Raw genomic sequence first — 20,540 nt, 5'->3', positions numbered from 1 at the left:
CCATATGGAAACACCACCATGTTTACTTGCTCAATTAAAAGCAGGATCATCAGCCGAAAAAAGTGAGACGGATTATCCCAACTATGTTTACAGTGAAGCAGACCTGAATTGTTCGGTCCCGGTTTTAGAATCAGAATTAAAGAATAAAGGCTACCGCTTTCCATCAGAGGAAGAATTTGAAAAAAAAGTTTTTGCCATTTTCAGGAGGAAGCTTAATTTCAGACTTGCTACTCAATATTTGTATATCGGAGGAAATGATGCCTGTACAAAATCAATGGTCTATAACAGAAATTCTGATGACGGTATGACTCCGGTTTCCTATTACCTTATTAAAAACAAAAAATTCCTTACCGAGTTATTTGCTATCCCGGAAATAACAGACTATAAAAAGAATTTCCCCGGTACTGCAGGCCTGGAAAAGCAGATCAGCAATAATCAGGGAGATGTAAAAATAGTAAAATGGGAAGAAGACCCTGGTTTACCGAAAATACGGTTCAATAATATAAACACGATAGTTTCCCGGAATAAATATTTATTCAATGACAGTAAAGCAGATTTGACGTGGCTGCTATCAAACGATAAAAAATTTCTCGGGCAATTGGTCACCGTCTACGGATATGACACGGAAGAAAAAATTAACCGGCAGGTACTGGAAGAATTATATACAGAATACACCCGCTCCGGTCAGATCTGGCGTGCTGCAAAAATCGGTGACTTATTTTTCACAAAAGACTGTCGTGGCAAATTGCAGATCCGGAAGGGATTGCTTGAATATGTCTCTCAACATACGACAAAAGATGATGACCGTTTTATTTATGCCCTGGGCACCTATGCACATTACCTGTTTAAAGAAAACAATGATCTTTTTGAGACAGAGCCCTCCGGAAAATTCAGTATCGAGGAAAAAGCTGAGATTGTAGCCCATATTGCAGCGATAGAAAGTCCTGCATTTTATAAATACAGACCTTTAAACAGCAATACGGCATGGCATAATACAGGATCGGTCTTACATACTATTACGGCTGCACACCCTGAAATTCTAAGCATGATTATAAAAAACAAATATTATGGTCTCCCTGATTTAAAAGAAATTATTGAAAGCATACCCTTTGAAGAAGAAGCTTCAGGTGCTATATCTGCAGGCTTATCTGATTCTTAGGCTAGGAAGTGAAGTGGAAGAACTGTATCTTTTGGGATATGAAAGCGTTTAAAGAGGTCTGCTTTTAAAACTTCTTAGGTTGAATGATAATATATTCAAACCGGCAGCGACCGGATTATTTCAGATAAAGAAAGCTTTTGTTTATTAAAAAAGAAAAATTTCATTTAAATTTAAAGATCCAAAACACCGAAAAGCCATCTATGAAAAAGTACCTCCTTTCACTCGCCGCCGCCTCGCTTTTTTATACCCCATCTGAAGCCTGTGCATGGTCCGATCCGGATTATGAATATTTCAATTTGTTTACCCAGAGTATCATCCGGGACAAGTCTTATCTGCCTTTCCTGCACAGCTATTCTTCCCGTTTTTATACGGACTTCAAACCGTCACAGATTCCTGATGAGAATATTGAAGCCTGGCGGAGATTTTTCAACAACCGGTTTTCCTATGCGGAGACCGGCTACCTGGTGAATAAGATCAGCATGAATGATCTCAATGCCCTTAAGAAAGGAAGCCCTTCGGATCAGCTGCTGATGAAGGCCGGCCCCGGATTTTATCAGAAATACCGGGAAGGCATCGATTACCTGATCGAAGCCAAGTATCTTGAGCCTTATATGCGGATCAATTTCGTAGAGAATCCGGATTCATTTTTTTACGGCAGCCCGCAGAATGAAAAAAATGCGACCCAGCTTGATTACAGTAAAACGGTTGCCGCACTCACCTCTCTCTATAATGCCGCACGCAACCCTGAAATTAAACAGCGGTACGGATACCAGCTGGTCCGGTTCAACCATTATACCCGGCATTATGATGAAGCCGTGAGCGCTTTCAAAAACTATGTGGAACCGCTCCGGCTGAAGGGAGCACCTTATATAATGGCACTGGACCAGCTGGCAGGAGCCCAGCGCGGACTAGGAATGAACAGCGAAGCCAACTGGAATTTCTTCCGGGTTTTCAGGGACAGCATGAGCCGCAAGGAATCAGCTTTCGTATCGATGAAGCTTTCCGATACAGCGTCTTTCAACAATATCCTGAAGAGGGCACAGACCGGTGAAGATAAAAACATGGCCTATTTTCTCCTGGGCTATGAAGACTTCAACAACCCGGTTCCGGTAATGGAAAAGATGTTTGAGATCAATCCGGATTCGGAGATCTTAAAAGTCATGGCCGTAAGAAGCATCAATGAACTGGAGCGCAGCTACCTTCCGATTTATTATTATACGGATGCTGAAGGAAATGGTTCTGGACAGAATACAGTATCGGCATCAGGTAAAAACCCGGATCAGGTGCAGGATGCGCCGGCGAAACCGGAAGAAAAAGAGCTTTCATTCTGGCAGAAGATCGTCAGGTTTTTTAAAAACCTGTTCAGCAGCAAAAAAGATCAGGATTCTACAGGAAGCACAGCAGATCAGAATGACGATGAATTGCTGGATAACCCCAACCGGATTCCGGTATATACCAAAAACAATTACGGGTATGATGATCAGACGAAAGATTTCCTGGACGAACTGGAGAAATTCACTGACAAAGCCAAAGGGAAATCCAAAGATGAATACTGGCAGATTGCCGATGCTTACCTGAAATTTTTAAAGAAAGACTACAAGGCCAGCACTGAGATCTTAAATGCCATTACCACCGCCAACCCGGAATATCAGGAACAGATTAAAAGGATGAAGATCCTGAACGACATTGTTTCAAGACCGAAGATCGATGCAGAATATGAAGACCATCTGATGAACGATTATGCGGAGTATTTTGCTGATCAGCCCGAAGTAAAAAAAGACAGCACCGATGATGCAGATGATTATTACGGTGAAGTGCCTTCCACGAAAGATTTCCTGAAGGACGTTTTGGCCAATCGCTATTTCCTGCAGGGTGAAGACGGAAAGTCCTTCCTGATGAATAACAAACTGTCGGACCTGCAGTACAATCCCAATTCGGGTCTGGTGAAGAGCGTGGAAGATTTTTACAGGAAGCCCGGTAAAACGAAGTTTGAACAACAGATCATTGCCCGGAATATTGATGATGTAGGGAATATTGACGCTTTCTTCGCTGTCATCTACGGAGACCGCGCCATGCGGCAGGCAGATTTTGAAAAGGCAAAAGCATATTATGCAAAAGCCGGGAACTTTACAGGAATTCCGAGGACCAGTTATGACTGGGACAGCACTGCCCGCAAAGAAATCCCACATCGCTACGGATCCGGAGAATACAACGGCTTCAGCAATATTTCCAGCCTGGTTTTCGGACACAATGGGTGGGAAAGCTTCCGCAGCCCTGCCGGGGAAACCATGATAAAAGAGGATTATTCACAGTTTCCTTCTATTCAACCTTTGATGAATAAACTGGAACTGGCGGATGCTCTGATTCAGCTTAAAAGAACCGGTTCCGGGAAAGACAGCAAAGCAGCGGCTGCCAACCAACTGATCGGGAATCTTCTGTACAATACTTCGATCCTGGGATATTACCGCCAGCTTTTTGTGATGGATACCGACAATACCAACGGTGGTAAATATGACTTCCGGAGCACGGAACAGAAAAACCCGTACCGGTATTATTATAAAAATTTTACGGACCGGAGCTATATTGAACCGGATAATTTTGATCTTGCGATCAGCTATTACAAAAAAGCATTCGATCTTTCCACAGATAAGGAACGGAAAGCCAGAATCCTGTTCCAGATGGCCAGTGCCGAACAGGGAAAATACTATCAGTATGAAGCGGAAAACCCGGCAAACACGGACTATTCAGATCCTCAGTGGGCAGAAAAGAAAGAAGCTTACCGGAAACAGCTGGACCAGGTAAAAAACCAGCGGTACAGAACATATTTCTCTCTTCTGAAGAAACAGTATGCCGATACGGAAACAGCAAAGAACCTGTTGGGAAGCTGCACATATTTCAATTACTTTATGAACTAATGAAAGGGACCGGTTGATTTACTTCGGTCCTTTTTTGTTATGCTGTTCCTGCAGCCATTCCTCATGCCTTCTCCTGAACATTTCATCCTTATGGTCCTGATTCCGCTGGGCAGCATCAATGGAATGCGAAGCATGAATGTCCTCATCTTCCTCGGCAAAGTCGGCAAGTTTCTCATAATATTTGTGAAGCTGGTCGAGTTCCTTTTCGGTAAGGTCTTCAATATCCACAATCCTGTTGCTGGCCTTTTCATGGGCAGCGATAAGCTCATTCAGCTTGATCTGGATGGCTTTTGAGTCTTTGTTCTGGGCCTTCTGAATAAGGAATACCATCAGGAAAGTTATAATGGTCGTTCCTGTATTGATGACCAGCTGCCAGGTTTCTGAATATTTAAAGACCGGCCCGGAAGCGGCCCAGAGGATCACGATTAAAGTAGCTCCTATAAATGCGGAAGAACTTCCGGTAAATTTGGTAGACCAGTTTGAAAATTTTTCAAAGATATTTTTGTCCTTTGCTGCCATCACTATTCATTTTTTGCAGGAGAACAGCATCAAAAACTCCGCCAAGCCTCAGGCAGGGAAACTACTTTACCGGATAATGCACCGCTTTATCCAGCTCTATGGGATTATTGTTTTTCCTGATGGAGTCCTGCATCTTTTCCGAAAGCACTTTCAGCTGTTCCGGACCTTTTACTTCGATGCCCATTACTTTGAAACGGGCATTGGGGTTTGTATTCTTTTTCATATGTTCTCTGAACTCATGCAGCGGATCATTATAATAATCGAGCATCATCTTCACCAGCTTGGCTTCCGGAATTTTTACCGGCCTCTGTCCTGTAAAGTTTTCGAGAATAGAATGCGTATCGTATGTTTTTACGAGCCTGTAGCTTTTGACCAGTAAAAATCTGAAGTTGTCCCGGTCATCATAGACTTCAAATACCATTCCCGGCAATCCCCTGAATTTATAAGGACCTTCACTCAGAGCAATGTCTTTTGCAAACCAGGCTGTCCAGTGCCGGCCACCGAAGTCTGCCGCGGCTTTCTGCAGGTGGTGTCCTTCCACAATCTTAATTTCTTCCAGCAGTTTCCAGCTGACCGGATCTTTTGTTTCGGTGATGAACATGACCTGTGTCATTTTGTAATTTATATTCAGGCAGTATTCCTCTTTCTGGTAAGAGCCGGGGTGTCGTCCCGTGTGATGTTGTGCTCGCCTCTTGTTTTGTTAATGGAATCCGTTATGACGAAATCATAATTATAAAACTTGACCTCTTCGGGATTTACGTCCAGTACCATGCTGGCTTTTCTTTTTTCCGCAGCTGCTGAATCGGTTTTAAATTCGTATTCATAAATAAAGCGGTGGGTCTGTGCTGCGAGAGATGCATTCAACATCAGCATGATGATCACAATGTATTTCATGTATGGAATGTGATAAATTTCCGGATTACGTTTTTATGGCTTCTTTTTAATTTCGGGATAATGGACTGCTTTGTCAAGTTCGATCGGGTTATTGTACTTTTTTATCCTTTTCTGTTCTTCTGTTCCATAGGTCCTCAGGTCTTCGGGCTTATAGATGATCCTTCCGTCATCCAGTATCAGCTTGTTATTTTCATTGATTTCCGTTTGTCCGCTGTTTATAAATTTAATAGGGTCCTGATAATGACTCAGCAGCATAGCGCGGTATTTGGTGTAAGGAATTTCAATGCCTCTGTTTTTTCCGTTTTTAAAAATACTGATCTCCTGGGTATCTGTAAAATTCTGTGACCGGTTCAGGGTAAAACGGAAATTCCCGCCATCATCATACAGCTCAATGATCATGCCCGGCAACCCATGGAATTTATAGGGTCCTTCCTGAAAAGGGAAATCTCTGGAAAACCAGGCTATCCATTTTCTTCCCCCGAATGTCGCCGTCGCTTTCTGCATTCTCAGCGAAGAAGAGGTTTTTGATTCTTCACTGATCTGCCAGGAAATGGCAGGCCGGTCTTTGAGTTTATAAAGGTCGAAATTCTGCATACTGTACAGGGTATATTCACTGTTTTTCCTGTTTTTGCTCAGAATGTCGCTCATTTTTCCGCTGAAAGTTCTGCGGCCGGAAAGCTTCTCAATCGAATCGCTTACGAAATATGACCGCTCATAATAATAGGTTTCATCCGGATTGATGTCCAGGTGATAGTTGGTTTTCCTTACCTCTGCAGAGGCGGAGTCCGGACGGTACACCACGTCATAGATAAAGCGGTGGGTCTGCGCTTCCAATGAACAGCAGAGCACTGCGAAGATAAATGAGAATATTTTCATGATTATGATTTTTCACAAATATATACATTTAACAGAAGCAGGCAATACGGGACAGTCATATCAGAAAGGTATGCAACGGCATAAAAAAATCCGTCCCTGAAAAAGGGACGGATTTATATAATCACGGCTTAAGTGCTCGTTATCACACTTTAATTTCCACGTCTACACCGGAAGGAAGTTCTAGCTTCATCAGGGCATCCACCGTTTTTGAAGAAGAAGAGTAGATGTCCATCAGTCTCTTGTGAGCTGACAACTGGAACTGCTCTCTTGCTTTCTTGTTTACGTGCGGAGACCTCAACACAGTGAAGATTCTCTTGTTGGTTGGCAGTGGAATCGGTCCGTTTACCACAGCACCGGTAGCCTTTACCGTTTTTACGATCTTCTCAGCAGACTTGTCTACCAAGTTGTAATCGTAAGATTTTAGTTTTATTCTGATTCTTTGTGACATTTCTTGTACTTTAAAAAATTAACCTTTTGCTTTGGCAATGATATCTTCAGCAACGTTTTGAGGGGTAGCCTGATACTTCTCTAATTCCATAGAAGAAGTAGCTCTTCCTGATGAAAGTGTTCTCAGCGTTGTAACATATCCGAACATTTCAGAAAGTGGAACCGAACCTTTGATTACTACAGCTCCGTTCTTTTCCTCCTGACCGCTGATGGTACCTCTCCTCTTGTTAAGGTCACCGATGATGTTACCCATATATTCTTCCGGAGTTACAACTTCCAGTTTCATAATAGGCTCCATAATTACCGGCTTGGCAGCACGTCCCGCTTCTTTGAATCCTAATTTAGCTGCCATTTCGAAAGAAAGGGCATCAGAATCCACCGCGTGGAAAGATCCGTCTTTAAGAATAACTTTAATTCCTTCAACTTCGAAACCAGCCAGAGGACCGTTCTTCATTGCAGCTTTAAAGCCTTTTTCAATAGCAGGAACGAATTCTCTAGGAACGTTACCTCCTTTGATCTCATTGATGAACTCCAGGCCGATTTTACCTTCGTCTGCAGGTCCCAGTTCAAATACGATATCCGCAAATTTACCTTTACCACCGGATTGTTTTTTGTAAACTTCTCTGTGCTGGGCAACTTTGGTTAAGTTTTCTTTGTACTCTACCTGAGGCTGTCCCTGGTTTACTTCAACCTTGAACTCTCTCTTCATACGGTCAACAATGATATCCAGGTGAAGCTCACCCATACCGGAGATAATTGTTTGTCCTGAAGCTTCGTCGGTTCTTACGGTGAAGGTAGGATCTTCTTCAGCAAGTTTAGCTAAAGCATTACCCATTTTATCCTGGTCAGCTTTTGTTTTAGGTTCTACAGCGATACCGATTACCGGATCAGGGAAAACCATCGATTCAAGAACGATCGGGTTTTTCTCGTCACACATCGTATCACCTGTTTTGATGGATTTGAATCCTACTGCAGCACCGATATCTCCTGCTTCAATATATTCTACAGGATTCTGCTTGTTAGCGTGCATCTGGTAGATTCTGGAGATTCTTTCTTTGTCTCCTGAACGGGTATTCAGGATGTAAGAACCTGCATCCAGTCTTCCGGAATATGCTCTGAAGAAAGCCAGTCTTCCCACGAACGGGTCGGTAGCAATCTTAAATGCCAATGCAGAGAAAGGCTCGTCTACAGACGGCTTTCTTGTAATTTCAGCGTCAGTTCTAGGGTCAGTACCTTTGATATCGTCTTTATCCAGTGGAGAAGGAAGGTATTTACATACCGCATCCAGCATAAACTGTACTCCTTTATTCTTGAATGAAGAACCACAAGTCATTGGGATAATAGAAAGATCGATTGTAGCAGCTCTCAATGCAGCATTGATTTCTTCTTCTGTAATTGAATCCGGATCTTCGAAGAATTTCTCCATCAAAGTTTCGTCATACTCAGAAACAGCTTCTACTAATTTTTCTCTGTATTCCAGTACTTCATCCTTCATGTCTTCAGGAATAGGCACCACTTCAAAAGTAGCTCCCTGTCCTGCTTCATCCCAGATGATCGCTCTGTTTTTAATTAAGTCTACAACTCCTTTGAAGTCTTCTTCGGAACCGATAGGTAAAACGATTGGAACGGCGTTGGATCCTAACATTTCTTTTACTTGTTTTACAACGTTCAAGAAGTCAGCACCTTGTCTGTCCATTTTGTTTACGAATCCCATTCTTGCCACTTTGTAGTTGTCAGCAAGTCTCCAGTTGGTTTCAGACTGAGGCTCTACACCGTCTACGGCAGAGAAAAGGAATACCAGTCCGTCCAATACTCTCAAAGACCTGTTTACTTCTACAGTGAAGTCAACGTGTCCCGGTGTATCGATGATGTTGAAGTGGTAAGGCTTGGTTTCAGCAACAGGTTTTCCCTGATCTGTCGGAAAGTTCCATGAACAAGTGGTGGCAGCAGAGGTAATGGTAATTCCTCTTTCTGCTTCCTGCTCCATCCAGTCCATTGTAGAAGCACCATCGTGAACCTCTCCAATTTTGTGGTTTACCCCTGTATAGAACAAAATCCTTTCCGTGGTAGTGGTTTTCCCTGCATCAATGTGAGCAGCAATACCAATATTTCTTGTAAATTTAAGATCTCTTCCCATTTCAGATTAGAATTTGAAGTGTGAGAAAGCCTTATTCGCTTCCGCCATTTTATGAGTATCGGATTTCTTTTTGTAAGCAGCACCTTCTTCTCTTGAAGCGGCCACTACTTCATTAGCCAATTTCAAAGCCATTGACTTATCGTTTCTCTTTTTAGAATAAAGAATTAACCATTTCATTGCCATAGAAATTTTTCTGTCGGCTCTGATCGGCATAGGGATCTGGAAGTTAGCTCCACCTACTCTTCTGGAACGTACTTCTACGTGAGGCATAACATTGGTTAATGCATCTTTCCAGATTTCAAGAGCAGTCTTCTCGCTGTCTCCTTTCTTCGTTTCTACGATATCCAGTGCATCATAGAATATTTTGAATGCGATTGACTTCTTACCGTCAAGCATCAGGTTGTTTACAAATCTTGTTACCAGCTGATCATTAAATTTTGGATCTGGTAACAACGGTCTTTTTTTCGCTTTTGTCTTTCTCATTGTTTCTGTACCTTATTTAATGATTACTTTTTCTTTCCTTTTGCTGGTGCAGCAGCTGCCTGACCTGGTTTAGGTCTCTTAGCTCCGTACTTGGATCTTCTCTGTGTTCTTCCATTTACACCTGCAGTGTCTAATGCACCTCTTACGATGTGGTAACGTACTCCCGGTAGGTCTTTCACCCTTCCGCCTCTCACCAATACTATCGAGTGCTCCTGAAGATTATGTCCTTCGCCCGGGATGTAGGCGTTGACTTCTTTCCCGTTAGAAAGTCTTACCCTTGCTACTTTTCTCAGTGCAGAGTTAGGTTTCTTAGGGGTGGTAGTATATACTCTCGTACATACCCCGCGTCTTTGTGGACAAGAATCAAGGGCAGCCGATTTGCTCTTCTTGGCAAGCGTGGCTCTTCCTTTTCTTACTAATTGTTGAATAGTAGGCATTTAATTGCTTTTTATTTTAGGGTGCAAAAATAATAATATTTTTTTAATTAACAAGCAGTTATGCAGAAATTATCTTTTAAATTAAAAATGAATTCACACAACATCACCTGTTTAATCCATAATTGTTACCCGGACATTTTTATTCCATCTGAAATTTCTTATATTTTCTTTAAGCTTCCGGTAATTGCCTTGCTGAATGGAATATACCGAAACCTCATCCTGTGCTACCGTTGCCGGATTTTCTATTTTCAGCACGGCAGCCTTCTTCCAGTTCCCGGGAATATGGCCCTGAAGCCAGCTATCATAGATGATGGCAATGTCATAACCGTTATCTGCAGTATATTGTGTAAGAAAATTTTCGTAGGCATCATCTACCGGACGCCTGTTCCGGTTGAACGGAATGGTTTCTACAGAAGCAAGACCGGCGATGTCCAGAACACAGATATCAGTATAATACGTAATAGCACCGATATCGTTTGCCACAACTTTTGATTCATTATAATAAGTATGCAGAAATCTTGCTGACTGAATCTGCTGTTCCCGTATGCTTTTCCCGCCATTGCATATCATAGGGTGCGCAATAGAACATTTGTAAAAAAGCAGGACAATATTCATCAGCACCAAGAAGGCGATCAGCTTATCTTTCCGGATAAAGTATAAGGTATTCTCAAATAGCGGTTTCAGTCTGGGAATCAGAGCCATTGAAAAACCGGTGAGCAGATAAGCCTCATACCGGAAAAGCCCTTTGAGATCAGCAAACATGGAATGCAAAATCATAAGGAGGGAAACAGCAATTATAAGCATATTATCCTGAACTGCATTCCGGAAGGTTTTCTTCCTGAAATCCCTGATGACGATGATCAGGCTGATCAGCAGCGGGAAGAATCCGATTTTATAAAAACTTATATTCAGCAGTAAATTATCCAGCAGGATGGATTTCATCTGATGGAAAAATTCCGCATCAAATGATAAGGTTGTTCCTTTCACCACTACAGAATTAGGAAAGAGATAACCGTCATGACTGTAATTAAAGTAACAGAAAATAGCTACCGGAATAAAGCCCGTCAGCAAAATGCAGCCTGCTTCCTTCCACCGTTGAAGAAGCACAAAGAGAAAAGCCAGGACAATAAAGTAAAACATGCTTTCAAAGCGTACCAGTCCCATCAGCAGAAGAGAAACATAGAAACCGAAGACAGCAGGTTTATCAGGCAGGCGGCTGAGACAGAAAATACTGACCACAAAGAGAAACACATGCAGAACATGCTCCATCCCGGATAACAACTGGAGATGCATTACAGAAATAAAAAGCGTAAAAAGCACGGATAGAACAATATCCCTGCTCTTCCGGAAAATATCTTTAAAATACCGGTGCAGAAAGTAAACGGTTCCCATACCGGAAAAAAAATTCACATACAGGGAAATCCGGTCGTCATTTCCGAAGATCCTGATCAGTAAGCCCAGAAGGCTGGTAAAAAGAGGCGATGAGGATGTAGAAGAGAAACGATACCTTGTAATTCCCCAGACCTCATGGAGCGCTATATTTTTCGCCATAGCCAAATGGATATAGGCATCGTCTATAAGATAGACGTAATGCCCATCCGTTTTTGAAACCGATATCAGGTAATACATTATACAAACTGTACAAAAAACCATTACCGAAATCAGAAGGCTTTTTATACCGGTATCTGAAGATATCTTCATAAGTCAATGAATTCTAAAAATTCCAAAGATAAGTATCATCAATGATGAAACCATATTTTCGGCATAATATTTACTTCAGTCTGTAAGTATAATAATAAACTTTTATATAATGAAAAATGCAAATATCATAGGGCTTCAGGAAGCCGATTGCCTGAAAATCGCTGAAAAACTGAATGTCCTGCTTGCCAATTATTCCGTTTTTTACCAGAATACAAGAGGCTCGCACTGGAATATCAAAGGGGACCAGTTCTTTACCCTGCATCCTAAGTTTGAAGAACTTTACAATAGCCTTGTCCTGAAAATTGATGAAATTGCAGAAAGAATTCTTACATTAGGTTCTACGCCTGCCCATAATTATTCGGATTATCTGAAGGTGGCAACCATCCGGGAAAGCCAGGAAGTGGCAGACGGTACAAAAAGCGTGGAGATCATACTGAACTCATTCAAAGTTGTGATTGACCTGCAGAGGGAATTGCTGGATATCACCGACGCTGCAGGAGATGAAGGTACCAACTCCCAGATGAGCGACTATATCACCGAACAGGAAAAAGAGGTATGGATGTACAATTCATACCTGGGTAAATAACTTGAATTTAATGATTCAGGAAAACAATAAAAAATCACCTTATTTTTAGGTGATTTTATTTTTAATACTTATATTTGCGTATAAATTACACAATCATGCAAGACATCCGACTGAACTCTATCCTGGATAATGATTTCTATAAAATAACCATGCAGAACGCTGTGGTTAAACTCTTCCCCAATTCCATTGTAAAGTATGAATTCATCAACCGGGGCAAACACCAGTTTCCGGAAGGGTTTGATACCGCACTGAAAGAGGCCGTTAATAAGATGGCAGAGCTCAGGCTGACAAAAGAAGAAAAGAAATTTATGGCCAGGACCTGTCCTTACATCGATCTTCCCTACCTTGATTTCCTGGAAGGCTATCATTATGACCCTTCCGAAGTAAAAATCCGCCAGGAAGGAACCGAACTTTCCGTTATAGTTGAAGGACTCTGGTACAGGACTATTCTTTGGGAAGTTCCTCTACTCGCCCTGATCAGTGAACTTCATTATGAGATGAACCACATGGAAAGGGATTCCAATGAAGTCGTTATGGACAGGACTGTTGAAAAGGCAGATGCACTAGGGGAACTCGGGGTTACTTTTGCAGAATTCGGGACCCGCAGAAGACACTCCTACAAAGTCCAGAACCTGGTAATGGAAGCACTGACCCGGAAAAACGATTCCACCTTTATCGGAAGCTCCAATGTTCATTTTGCTATGAAGTACGGCGTAAAGCCGATCGGGACCCATGCCCACGAATGGTTTATGTTCCATGCTGCGGAGTATGGCTTCAAAATGGCCAACGACCTGGCGCTGGAACATTGGGTAGATGTCTACCGTGGAGATCTTGGAGTGGCCCTCTCAGATACTTATACTACCGATGTCTTTTTCCAGCAGTTCGATAAGAAATTTGCCAAACTTTTCGACGGTGTGCGCCATGACAGCGGAGATCCGCTGGAATTTGCAGACAAAACCATTGCCCACTATCAGAAACACGGCATCAATCCCCTGTTCAAATATATCATTTTTTCAGATGCCCTGAACCTTGAAAAAGTAGAGGAAATCACCAATTATTGCAGAGGAAAAATCGGCATCTCCTTCGGCATCGGCACCAACCTTACCAATGATGTCGGCCTGAAGCCGATGAATATCGTGATGAAGCTGATCGGGGTACAGGCACCGAACCGGGAGTGGATTCCTACGGTAAAGCTTTCCGATGAACACGGCAAATACACCGGCGATCCAAAAATGATCGAACTGGCCAAGGAATTTTTAAGGATCAAAGAATAGATAATGAAGAAAGCAATAGTCCTGTTCATTGCCTGCAGCCTGCTGACCTCCTGCATAGCCGTAAAAGCAAAAGACGTAGCACCGGGAAAACCGGGAATTTCTGCAGTAAAAGCAGGGGATCGTAAATAATTGCAGTAAAAATTTCATATCCGCATTTCAGAGAGGATTTCCTGAAATAGAATAAAACCTTACAGCTTTCTGTAAGGTTTTTTTTCATTGATCCGGACACAAGCTTTGTAAGCAACCGCCTGAAAAATGGTTCTCAAAACGGATAAGATTACCATACACCGAAGCGGGCTGCAGGATATTCTGCCCTTACATCTTCTATGATGCCCTAATGAACTGAAAAATGCAAAAGTCCTGGCATCAGGAAGAATATCAGTATACCGTCTGCTGCCTGCTATGCCTGAAAAGAAAAACCGGCATCAGCTTGTACCTAATTTTTTCATCAGTATGGTTTCCATTTTTTCATATCCTTTTGCGGTAGGATGAATTTCATCTTCAGTATAGATTTTATCAAGTCCGTTCCGGGAATCTTTCATTGCGGAATGATAGTCTACATAAGGAATATTGTTCTTTTTTGCATAGGCTTCAATCATTTTATTGAGCAGGATAACCTTTTCAGCAGGCTTCATGTCTTTTCTCCAGCCGAAATCGTAAGCCGGAAGAACTGAGCATAAGACCACCCTGATGTGATTAGCCTTTGCCAGCTCCGCCATCGACACAATATTCCCGAATACCTTATCCAGAGAAATCGGCCCCTGGTTTTCTGCAATGTCATTGGTTCCCGCAAGGATAATAACCTGTTTCGGCTTTAATTTAATGACATCTTCCCTGAATCGCAGAAGCATCTGCGATGTTACCTGCCCGCTGATGCCTCTCCCGACAAAATTATTTTTTTTAAAAAACCCGGGATCGCTTGAAAACCAGCCCTCTGTAATGGAATCCCCCATCAGAACGGAAGCCGGCCTGTTATTTTTTGACAAGATTTCCTGATTCTGCTTCTCATATTTTGCGTAATTGGCAAAATCCTGCCCTGATAAAAAAGCGGACAATACAAAGGCAGTAAGACTTAAAAATTTCATATTATTTTATTTGTACTTTAAATATATGAAATAACAGGGAAAGAACCCAGCCTCCGGATACCACCGGCAAATTATGGTTTCCCGTAAAATAATCAGCCTTCTGTGTTATAATTTTGATACCGGATAAGAAAAAATATTTCATCGCTGCAGCCGCCGGATCAGACAGGAATAAAAACATGCCGCAGTTAAGACAATGCCCGGGCAGTAAAATGTTCAGCCGGATAAAAGTCCTGCGGCAGCAGGCTGTCAGGTAGCTGGGATTACACTGGCAGAAACTGCCGGCGATCTGTTGAATCAGCCGTTGAAAAACAAGATGCAGTCCTTTTCTGCCTGCAGTTCAATAAAGCAAAGCAGCACATAAGGAAATGCAGGAATTCGGTCAATGCCCATATAGGGTTTTCGACAAAAAGAATTTACTTTTGCTTTTTTATTGTAAAAAATGAAAGGTAAAAAATTGCAGGTCTATCTGTCTTCAACTTATTTAGATCTGATAGAAGAGCGCCGTGCTGCCGTTGAAGCTATTCTTTCTTCCGGAAATATTCCGGCCGGAATACAGCATCTTTCCGTACATGATGAATGCCAGGCCGCCATTATACGGAGATGGATTGATGAAAGTGATGTATATTTGCTGATCGTCGGAGAAAGGTATGGCAGCATAGACCCTGTAAGCGGAAAAAGCTACATCCGGCTTGAGTATGAGTACGCTATTGCAAGCAATAAGCCTCTTTTTACCATTGTGCTGAATGCAGATGTAAGCGGTAAGAAAACCCACCCTTCAGAAAAGGGAATCCGTACAAGCGGAGAAGAGCACCCTGAAAAGCTACAGGAATTTAAAAACCTTATTCTTTCAAGAAGAGTGGAATTCTGCAATGATTATAAAGACATTCAGCTGACGATCTATAAAGTTTTGTCAGAATTCAGCCATTCGAATGAAATTCCGGGCTGGATCAGAGGAGATCAGATGGTAAACCTGGGACTTCTGACCGCGGAAGTGGTAAAACTGCGTAAGGAAAATAATGAGCTCAGAAAATCCGTAAAACCGGATATCCTCTACAACGGATTGCATTATGATATGCTGAGAAGCCTGCTGCAGAAGGAAAGCTCCGAATCTGAATATATAGATGATGACGGCAGTACTTTACTTACCTATATGGTAAAATATGGCCAGAAGCTGTCCGGAAGCGTGAAGCCCATCGACAGGATAACGAGAAACAATCTCATTAAGCTCAGAAATTTTAAGATTTTAAAACTTACCGACGGGCTGTACACCTTTACGGACGACGGACATAAATTTTATCTGAGGACCTTAATGGAAGAAAATAACTGAAACAATGATTTACTTATTAATCGGATGCATTGCCGGAGCAATCCTCGGTACATTGATCGCCTATTTCGCGCTGAAATCATCCATGGTAATGAGAAGCTCTTATGATGAGCTGAACAGCCGTTATATTAAAAACAATGCAGACCTGCAGAACTTTCTCCAGAAGATCCAGGAACTTTCCCTGAATCTGCAAAAAGAAAAAGAAAGCCATCTCCAGCAATCGGATCTGCTGAATGACCTGAAAAACGAATTTTCCAGGGTCTCTGCTGAGTACGCTTCTGTAAGCAGCCAGCTACAGGAACAGAAACAGCTGTATTCAAAGCAGACGCTGCAGAACGAAAGCCTGCTGGCTGAAAAGCAGCAATTGTATGCTAAAAACGCAGAACTTTCCGCAGTCAATGAAAGTTTGCAGCAGTCATTGGAGAACCAGAAACAGGAGATTACAAAAATCCAGGAAGAATCGAAGATACAATTTGAAAATCTTGCCAGCAGGATCCTGGAAGAGAAGACGGAAAAGTTCACCACCCTGAACCAGCTGAACCTGAAAAATATCCTGGATCCCTTCCAGGAAAAGATCAGCGAACTGAAAAACCGCGTGAATGAGGCCTACGAAAAAGAAAATAAAGAACGTTTCTCCCTGGCTGAAAAAGTAAAGGAACTGGCAGAACTGAACCAGCAGATTTCCGAAGATGCCAAGAAACTGACGCGGGCCCTGAAAGGGGAAAGTAAGACACAGGGCAACTGGGGTGAGATGATCCTGGAAAGCATCCTGGAAAAATCAGGCCTCGTAAAGGGCCGGGAATATTTCCTGGAACACGAACTGCGGGATGAAGACAACAAAGCGCTCTTTTCAGAATTCTCAGGCAAAAAAATGCGCCCCGATGCTGTGGTAAAATACCCTGACGAACGGAACGTGATCATCGATTCCAAAGTTTCACTGACTGCCTTCACCGATCTGGTGGACGAAACGGATCAGGAAATATACCTCATGAAGCTGAACCAGCACCTTTCATCCATCAAGAACCACATCAACCAGCTGAGCCAGAAGGCGTATGACGATTATGGAAAATCCCTGGACTTCGTTATGATGTTCATCCCGAGCGAACCGGCTTATATTGCAGCCATGCAGGCAGACCAGAATCTCTGGAACTTTGCTTATGACCGCAGGATCCTGTTGCTGAATCCCAGCAATCTCATCACCTCTCTGAAACTGATTGCCGACCTCTGGAAACGGGAATACCAGAACCGCAACTCCATAGAAATTGCAGACCGGGGTGCGAGGCTGTATGATAAATTCGTAGGATTCATCGAAAACCTGGAGAAAGTGGGAAAAAATCTGGACCAGGCCAAGAATGTCTATAACGAAGCTTACAAGCAGCTCTCTACCGGAAACGACAACCTGATCATCCAGACCCAGAAGCTTAAATCCCTGGGAATTAAAAACAAAAAGGACCTTCCGCCGAGCTTAGTGGAAAATTCCCGTATCTCACTGGATTTTACTGAAGAACAATCCTGATGTCAACAGAACAGCCCTGCTTTTGTGCAGGGTTTTATTTATCCCGGAGCCGGTTTCAGGCACTTACAGGATTTTTACATAATTTTGCAGCATGGTCATAGAAAGCTTTCAGAACGAAAAAATAAAATACATCACCCGGCTTCTTACCGATAACCGGTTCCGCAAAAAATCGGAGGTGTTTGTAGTGGAAGGGCAACAGGAAAACAATCGGGCACAGGCATTCGGTTTCGAACCGGTAGAATTTTTTATCTGCGAAAACATCCTGGGAACAGAAATTCCTGAAGGAAAAATCCATCATGTAAATGAGAAAGTATATGAAAAAATAGCCTACCGCGGTAGCTCCGAAGGGATTATCGGGATTTATAAAACAAGAGAAACATCGCTTTCTTCATTCAAGCCTGAAAACAATTCCACTGTTATTATTGTGGAAGGTGTTGAAAAACCGGGTAACCTGGGAGCGATTCTGAGAAGCTGTGAAGCTTTCGGTATCGATGCACTGATTGTTTCAGACGGTAAAACGGATTTTTACAATCCGAATGTAATTCGTTCAAGTGTCGGCTGCCTGTTCGGCATGAAGGTATTCCAGGCGGAAAATAAAGAAACCCTTGATTTTCTTCAGCAAAACGGCTTCAGCATCTACACAACGATTATGGACGAAACGGCGGAAGATCTATACTGTAGGGACTTTACGGAAAAATCAGCGGTCCTGTTCGGTACCGAGCATTCGGGCTTAAGCGGTTTCTGGACCGGTAAAGGAAGAAATACCCTGATTCCGATGGCCGGCAGCATCGATTCGCTGAACCTGAGCAACGCTGTAGCCATCACCTGCTATGAAGCATTGCGACAGAAGAAAACGCGCCCATAATACGAAATCCGGAACCGGTACCAAATCAACAGAATCTTTTTCTTTCTGAGGAAAATGCATCGGATCCCTGCTATGGAAAGCACAAAAAAACCGCTCACATTGTGAACGGTTCTTTTATTTTAGCGTGCGCCAGAATTATTTCTTAGCAGCTTCTTCTTTTTTCTCTTCAGCTTTAACTTCTTCTTTAGCTACGTTAGCGTCAGCTTTAACTGAATCTTTAGTAGCTTCAGCGTTAGCTTTGATAGAATCTGTAGCAGCAGTAGCAGTAGAATCGATAGCAGCAGTAGCAGAATCAGCAGTAGCAGCTACTGAATCTTTAGAAGCATCTGTAGAAGTAGTTTCACCTTTTTTACAAGCAACTAAAGAGATTGCAGCGATAGCAGCTACGAATAATGACTTTTTCATAATAAATTAAATTTAATTTTGTTAATATTGTTTTATAAAACTTTTTCTCTGTTCCGTTATTTGAACAAGACAAAGGTAGAGCAGATAGAAAATTTGTTTAGGAAAAATAATTGTAATACCTTTGTAAAATCGTTTTACAATTAAACACAACTGATTATCAATAATTTACTTATTTTATAATAAATTGACGGACTTAGATCTATTACATTTTGAGCAGCTGAAAAAGGAGGTACAGGCTCAATATCTGAAAGAATATACCCCTTCCTTTGATGATATATCGAAATGGAAGGGTATCGATATCATCTATTTCCAGGAAGACCTGCGGAAAAAGGCCAAAGGGAATATCAGCGAAAAATCTTTTTATACCTATTTTAAGAACGCTCCCGTAACAAAGCTTCCGAGAATTGATATGCTCAATCTGCTGAGCAGCTATGCGGGATATGATTCATGGTATGAGTTTAAGAAGCAGCATCTTTTTGCCGGCGAACTTCTTAAGGATGATGAAGAATTACAGGAACAGGATACAAAGGAGCCCGAGGCAACGGCAAAAGTCCTTCCTGAAGCCGCGGAGAAAGAAACATATCCCATCAAATCAGAGGAAACAACAGCTGAAAACACTGATTTACAAAAATCAGATACTGAAAATCAAAATATTACACCAAATCAGGCATCAGTAAAAATACCGGAATTTCCTCCGGTTTCATCTGAAAAAAGTTTCTTCAGAAAAAATGCCTGGGCACTGCTAACGGCTGTTCTGGTCATCCTTACAGGCTTGCTGGGTTTCAAAGACGTTATTTTCTCCAAGACCTATACCTATTGCTTTACAGATGCCGACAGAGGCGCCGGTGTTGTGAATACCCTCGAGATCAAGGTGATCAAGGAAAATGAATCTCCTATCCTGTATAAGATCAAACCCGGGGAATGCTTTTATTATTCTACCAAAGATAAAAACGTCAGGATGCAGATCAGCTCTCCTTTCTATGAGTACCTGGAAGTAAACCGCAGCCTGGAAAATGCGCCGGACGAGGAAACCATAGAGCTGAAACCGGATGATTACAAAATGGCAGCCTACTATTTCTCCATCAAGGAGGCCAATGGCGATCCCGAAGAACTGAAAAGGAAAAGAAACCAGCTGGAAAGCCTGATCAGCAATAAGGCGGTTATCTACCAGATCTATGACAATAACATTTACGGGATCGAAAGGCTGGATAAGCAGAAATACATTACCCTGGTGACTACGCCTACTACTTCTCTTAAAAACCTGAGTGTCATCGAAATGAAAAAAGACACCAACGGAAAGATCATCTCTATCAAATTTAAAATCGCAACCGCAGATGAAAAGAATAAATAATTTTTTACTGTTTACCCTGGTGCTTCTCGCCTTTGTAGCCTGCAATAATAAAAAAACAGAAGTGAGCGATCTGGATAAGCTCAGGAACAGCACCAACACCAAAACCTATCCTGCCATCCAGATGGACAGTGCACAGGCCATCAACTTCATTACCCGACAGAAAGTCCAGGAGCTGCTGGATCTTTCCACATTATATCTTTCCGGTAATAAAAACACGGAGATCGACACGCTTATCTATTCCCAGATGCAGAGCTATTTCCATAAGCCCGACAGCCTCACATTCAAAAACCTGTTCCGGGAACTGGACAGCCTGAAGGTAAAAAGTGCCAAAGTCAACAACCTGGAAGTTTATAAAGATATTCAGAATACAGATACGCTGGATTTTACCAAGTTCAATGTAGAGTATTTTGACGGTAAGAACAGGTCTTTGGGATCTTTTGAAAAAAATGCACAGTACATCCTGGTCTCAACCCCTAATACCAATAAAGAATTCAGGTTCTTCTTCCTGAATTTTTATTCCAATCCTCTGCTGAAAAAGGACAGTACGGCAGTGGGTGTTACCAGGT

Annotated in this window: 21 protein-coding genes; 10 read left to right on the top strand and 11 right to left on the bottom strand. The window is 42.3% G+C overall.

Annotated features, from left to right (window positions below):
* Nucleotides 1-4: 4 nt before the first annotated feature.
* Nucleotides 5-1,159 carry a hypothetical protein gene (locus QZ735_RS17525; protein ID WP_294251225.1) on the top strand — a complete coding sequence of 385 codons (1,155 nt, stop codon included), beginning with the start codon at nucleotides 5-7 and terminating at the stop codon, nucleotides 1,157-1,159.
* A 200-nt stretch (nucleotides 1,160-1,359) separates the two neighbouring features.
* Nucleotides 1,360-4,074: a hypothetical protein gene (locus tag QZ735_RS17520; protein ID WP_294251222.1), complete on the top strand. Its 2,715-nt coding sequence runs from the start codon at nucleotides 1,360-1,362 to the stop codon at nucleotides 4,072-4,074.
* Between the two features lie 18 nt (nucleotides 4,075-4,092).
* Here QZ735_RS17520 and QZ735_RS17515 read toward each other — a convergent pair whose 3' ends face one another.
* The 9 genes from QZ735_RS17515 to QZ735_RS17475 form a co-directional block, all read right to left on the bottom strand.
* Nucleotides 4,093-4,593: a low affinity iron permease family protein gene (locus QZ735_RS17515; RefSeq protein WP_294251217.1), complete on the bottom strand. Its 501-nt coding sequence runs from the start codon at nucleotides 4,591-4,593 to the stop codon at nucleotides 4,093-4,095.
* A gap of 61 nt (nucleotides 4,594-4,654) precedes the next feature.
* Complete coding sequence (locus tag QZ735_RS17510; protein ID WP_294251214.1) at nucleotides 4,655-5,206, bottom strand: GLPGLI family protein; 552 nt, start codon at nucleotides 5,204-5,206, stop codon at nucleotides 4,655-4,657.
* Nucleotides 5,207-5,220: 14 nt separating this feature from the next.
* Nucleotides 5,221-5,487, bottom strand: a complete 267-nt coding sequence (locus QZ735_RS17505) for a hypothetical protein (RefSeq protein WP_294251211.1) — start codon at nucleotides 5,485-5,487, stop codon at nucleotides 5,221-5,223.
* A 33-nt stretch (nucleotides 5,488-5,520) separates the two neighbouring features.
* On the bottom strand, nucleotides 5,521-6,363 hold the full coding sequence (locus tag QZ735_RS17500; RefSeq protein ID WP_294251208.1) for a GLPGLI family protein: 843 nt from the start codon (nucleotides 6,361-6,363) through the stop codon (nucleotides 5,521-5,523).
* Between the two features lie 142 nt (nucleotides 6,364-6,505).
* A complete protein-coding gene (rpsJ, locus tag QZ735_RS17495) occupies nucleotides 6,506-6,811 on the bottom strand; it encodes a 30S ribosomal protein S10 (RefSeq protein WP_002661363.1) in 306 nt (101 codons plus the stop codon).
* A gap of 18 nt (nucleotides 6,812-6,829) precedes the next feature.
* Nucleotides 6,830-8,947, bottom strand: coding sequence for an elongation factor G (gene fusA / locus QZ735_RS17490; protein ID WP_294251207.1), 2,118 nt, complete (start codon nucleotides 8,945-8,947; stop codon nucleotides 6,830-6,832).
* A 6-nt stretch (nucleotides 8,948-8,953) separates the two neighbouring features.
* Nucleotides 8,954-9,430 carry a 30S ribosomal protein S7 gene (gene rpsG / locus QZ735_RS17485; RefSeq protein WP_294251205.1) on the bottom strand — a complete coding sequence of 159 codons (477 nt, stop codon included), beginning with the start codon at nucleotides 9,428-9,430 and terminating at the stop codon, nucleotides 8,954-8,956.
* A 23-nt stretch (nucleotides 9,431-9,453) separates the two neighbouring features.
* Nucleotides 9,454-9,867, bottom strand: a complete 414-nt coding sequence (gene rpsL / locus QZ735_RS17480) for a 30S ribosomal protein S12 (RefSeq protein ID WP_002983146.1) — start codon at nucleotides 9,865-9,867, stop codon at nucleotides 9,454-9,456.
* 111 nt (nucleotides 9,868-9,978) lie between these two features.
* The gene (locus tag QZ735_RS17475; RefSeq protein ID WP_294251198.1) at nucleotides 9,979-11,496 is read right to left on the bottom strand and encodes a hypothetical protein; all 1,518 of its coding nucleotides are present in this window, start codon (nucleotides 11,494-11,496) and stop codon (nucleotides 9,979-9,981) included.
* Between the two features lie 181 nt (nucleotides 11,497-11,677).
* Between QZ735_RS17475 and QZ735_RS17470 the strand changes: the two genes are divergently transcribed.
* The 3 genes from QZ735_RS17470 to QZ735_RS17460 all read left to right on the top strand — a co-directional run bounded on the left by QZ735_RS17470 (nucleotide 11,678) and on the right by QZ735_RS17460 (nucleotide 13,557).
* Nucleotides 11,678-12,154 carry a Dps family protein gene (locus tag QZ735_RS17470; RefSeq protein ID WP_294251195.1) on the top strand — a complete coding sequence of 159 codons (477 nt, stop codon included), beginning with the start codon at nucleotides 11,678-11,680 and terminating at the stop codon, nucleotides 12,152-12,154.
* A gap of 95 nt (nucleotides 12,155-12,249) precedes the next feature.
* Nucleotides 12,250-13,428: a nicotinate phosphoribosyltransferase gene (gene pncB, locus QZ735_RS17465; protein ID WP_294251192.1), complete on the top strand. Its 1,179-nt coding sequence runs from the start codon at nucleotides 12,250-12,252 to the stop codon at nucleotides 13,426-13,428.
* Between the two features lie 3 nt (nucleotides 13,429-13,431).
* On the top strand, nucleotides 13,432-13,557 hold the full coding sequence (locus QZ735_RS17460) for a hypothetical protein (protein ID WP_294251189.1): 126 nt from the start codon (nucleotides 13,432-13,434) through the stop codon (nucleotides 13,555-13,557).
* Nucleotides 13,558-13,853: 296 nt separating this feature from the next.
* Here the strand turns inward: QZ735_RS17460 and QZ735_RS17455 are convergent, their stop codons facing one another.
* Nucleotides 13,854-14,513 carry an SGNH/GDSL hydrolase family protein gene (locus QZ735_RS17455; RefSeq protein ID WP_294251186.1) on the bottom strand — a complete coding sequence of 220 codons (660 nt, stop codon included), beginning with the start codon at nucleotides 14,511-14,513 and terminating at the stop codon, nucleotides 13,854-13,856.
* 439 nt (nucleotides 14,514-14,952) lie between these two features.
* On the opposite strand from QZ735_RS17455, the gene QZ735_RS17450 reads away from it, so the two are divergent.
* From QZ735_RS17450 to QZ735_RS17440, 3 genes are all read left to right on the top strand, one after another.
* On the top strand, nucleotides 14,953-15,840 hold the full coding sequence (locus QZ735_RS17450; protein WP_294251184.1) for a DUF4062 domain-containing protein: 888 nt from the start codon (nucleotides 14,953-14,955) through the stop codon (nucleotides 15,838-15,840).
* 4 nt (nucleotides 15,841-15,844) lie between these two features.
* Nucleotides 15,845-17,353: a DNA recombination protein RmuC gene (gene rmuC, locus QZ735_RS17445; protein WP_294251182.1), complete on the top strand. Its 1,509-nt coding sequence runs from the start codon at nucleotides 15,845-15,847 to the stop codon at nucleotides 17,351-17,353.
* Between the two features lie 91 nt (nucleotides 17,354-17,444).
* Entirely contained in the window at nucleotides 17,445-18,218 is a 774-nt protein-coding gene (locus QZ735_RS17440) for an RNA methyltransferase (RefSeq protein WP_294251179.1), read from the top strand.
* Nucleotides 18,219-18,353: 135 nt separating this feature from the next.
* On the opposite strand, the gene QZ735_RS17435 is transcribed toward QZ735_RS17440, so the two are convergent.
* Nucleotides 18,354-18,623: a hypothetical protein gene (locus tag QZ735_RS17435; RefSeq protein ID WP_294251176.1), complete on the bottom strand. Its 270-nt coding sequence runs from the start codon at nucleotides 18,621-18,623 to the stop codon at nucleotides 18,354-18,356.
* 184 nt (nucleotides 18,624-18,807) lie between these two features.
* On the opposite strand from QZ735_RS17435, the gene QZ735_RS17430 reads away from it, so the two are divergent.
* Both QZ735_RS17430 and QZ735_RS17425 read left to right on the top strand, forming a co-directional pair.
* Nucleotides 18,808-19,974 (top strand): hypothetical protein, encoded by a 1,167-nt coding sequence (locus QZ735_RS17430; protein WP_294251174.1) that lies wholly within the window; start codon nucleotides 18,808-18,810, stop codon nucleotides 19,972-19,974.
* A partial coding sequence (locus QZ735_RS17425) for a hypothetical protein (protein ID WP_294251172.1) occupies nucleotides 19,958-20,540 on the top strand: 583 nt, incomplete at its 3' end. The genes QZ735_RS17430 and QZ735_RS17425, both read left to right, overlap by 17 nt.

The organism is uncultured Chryseobacterium sp., assembly GCF_913776365.1.
Lineage (GTDB): Bacteria > Bacteroidota > Bacteroidia > Flavobacteriales > Weeksellaceae > Chryseobacterium.
The sequence above is the reverse complement of the archived record's forward strand: the minus strand, read 5'-3'. Positions and strand labels throughout refer to the sequence as shown.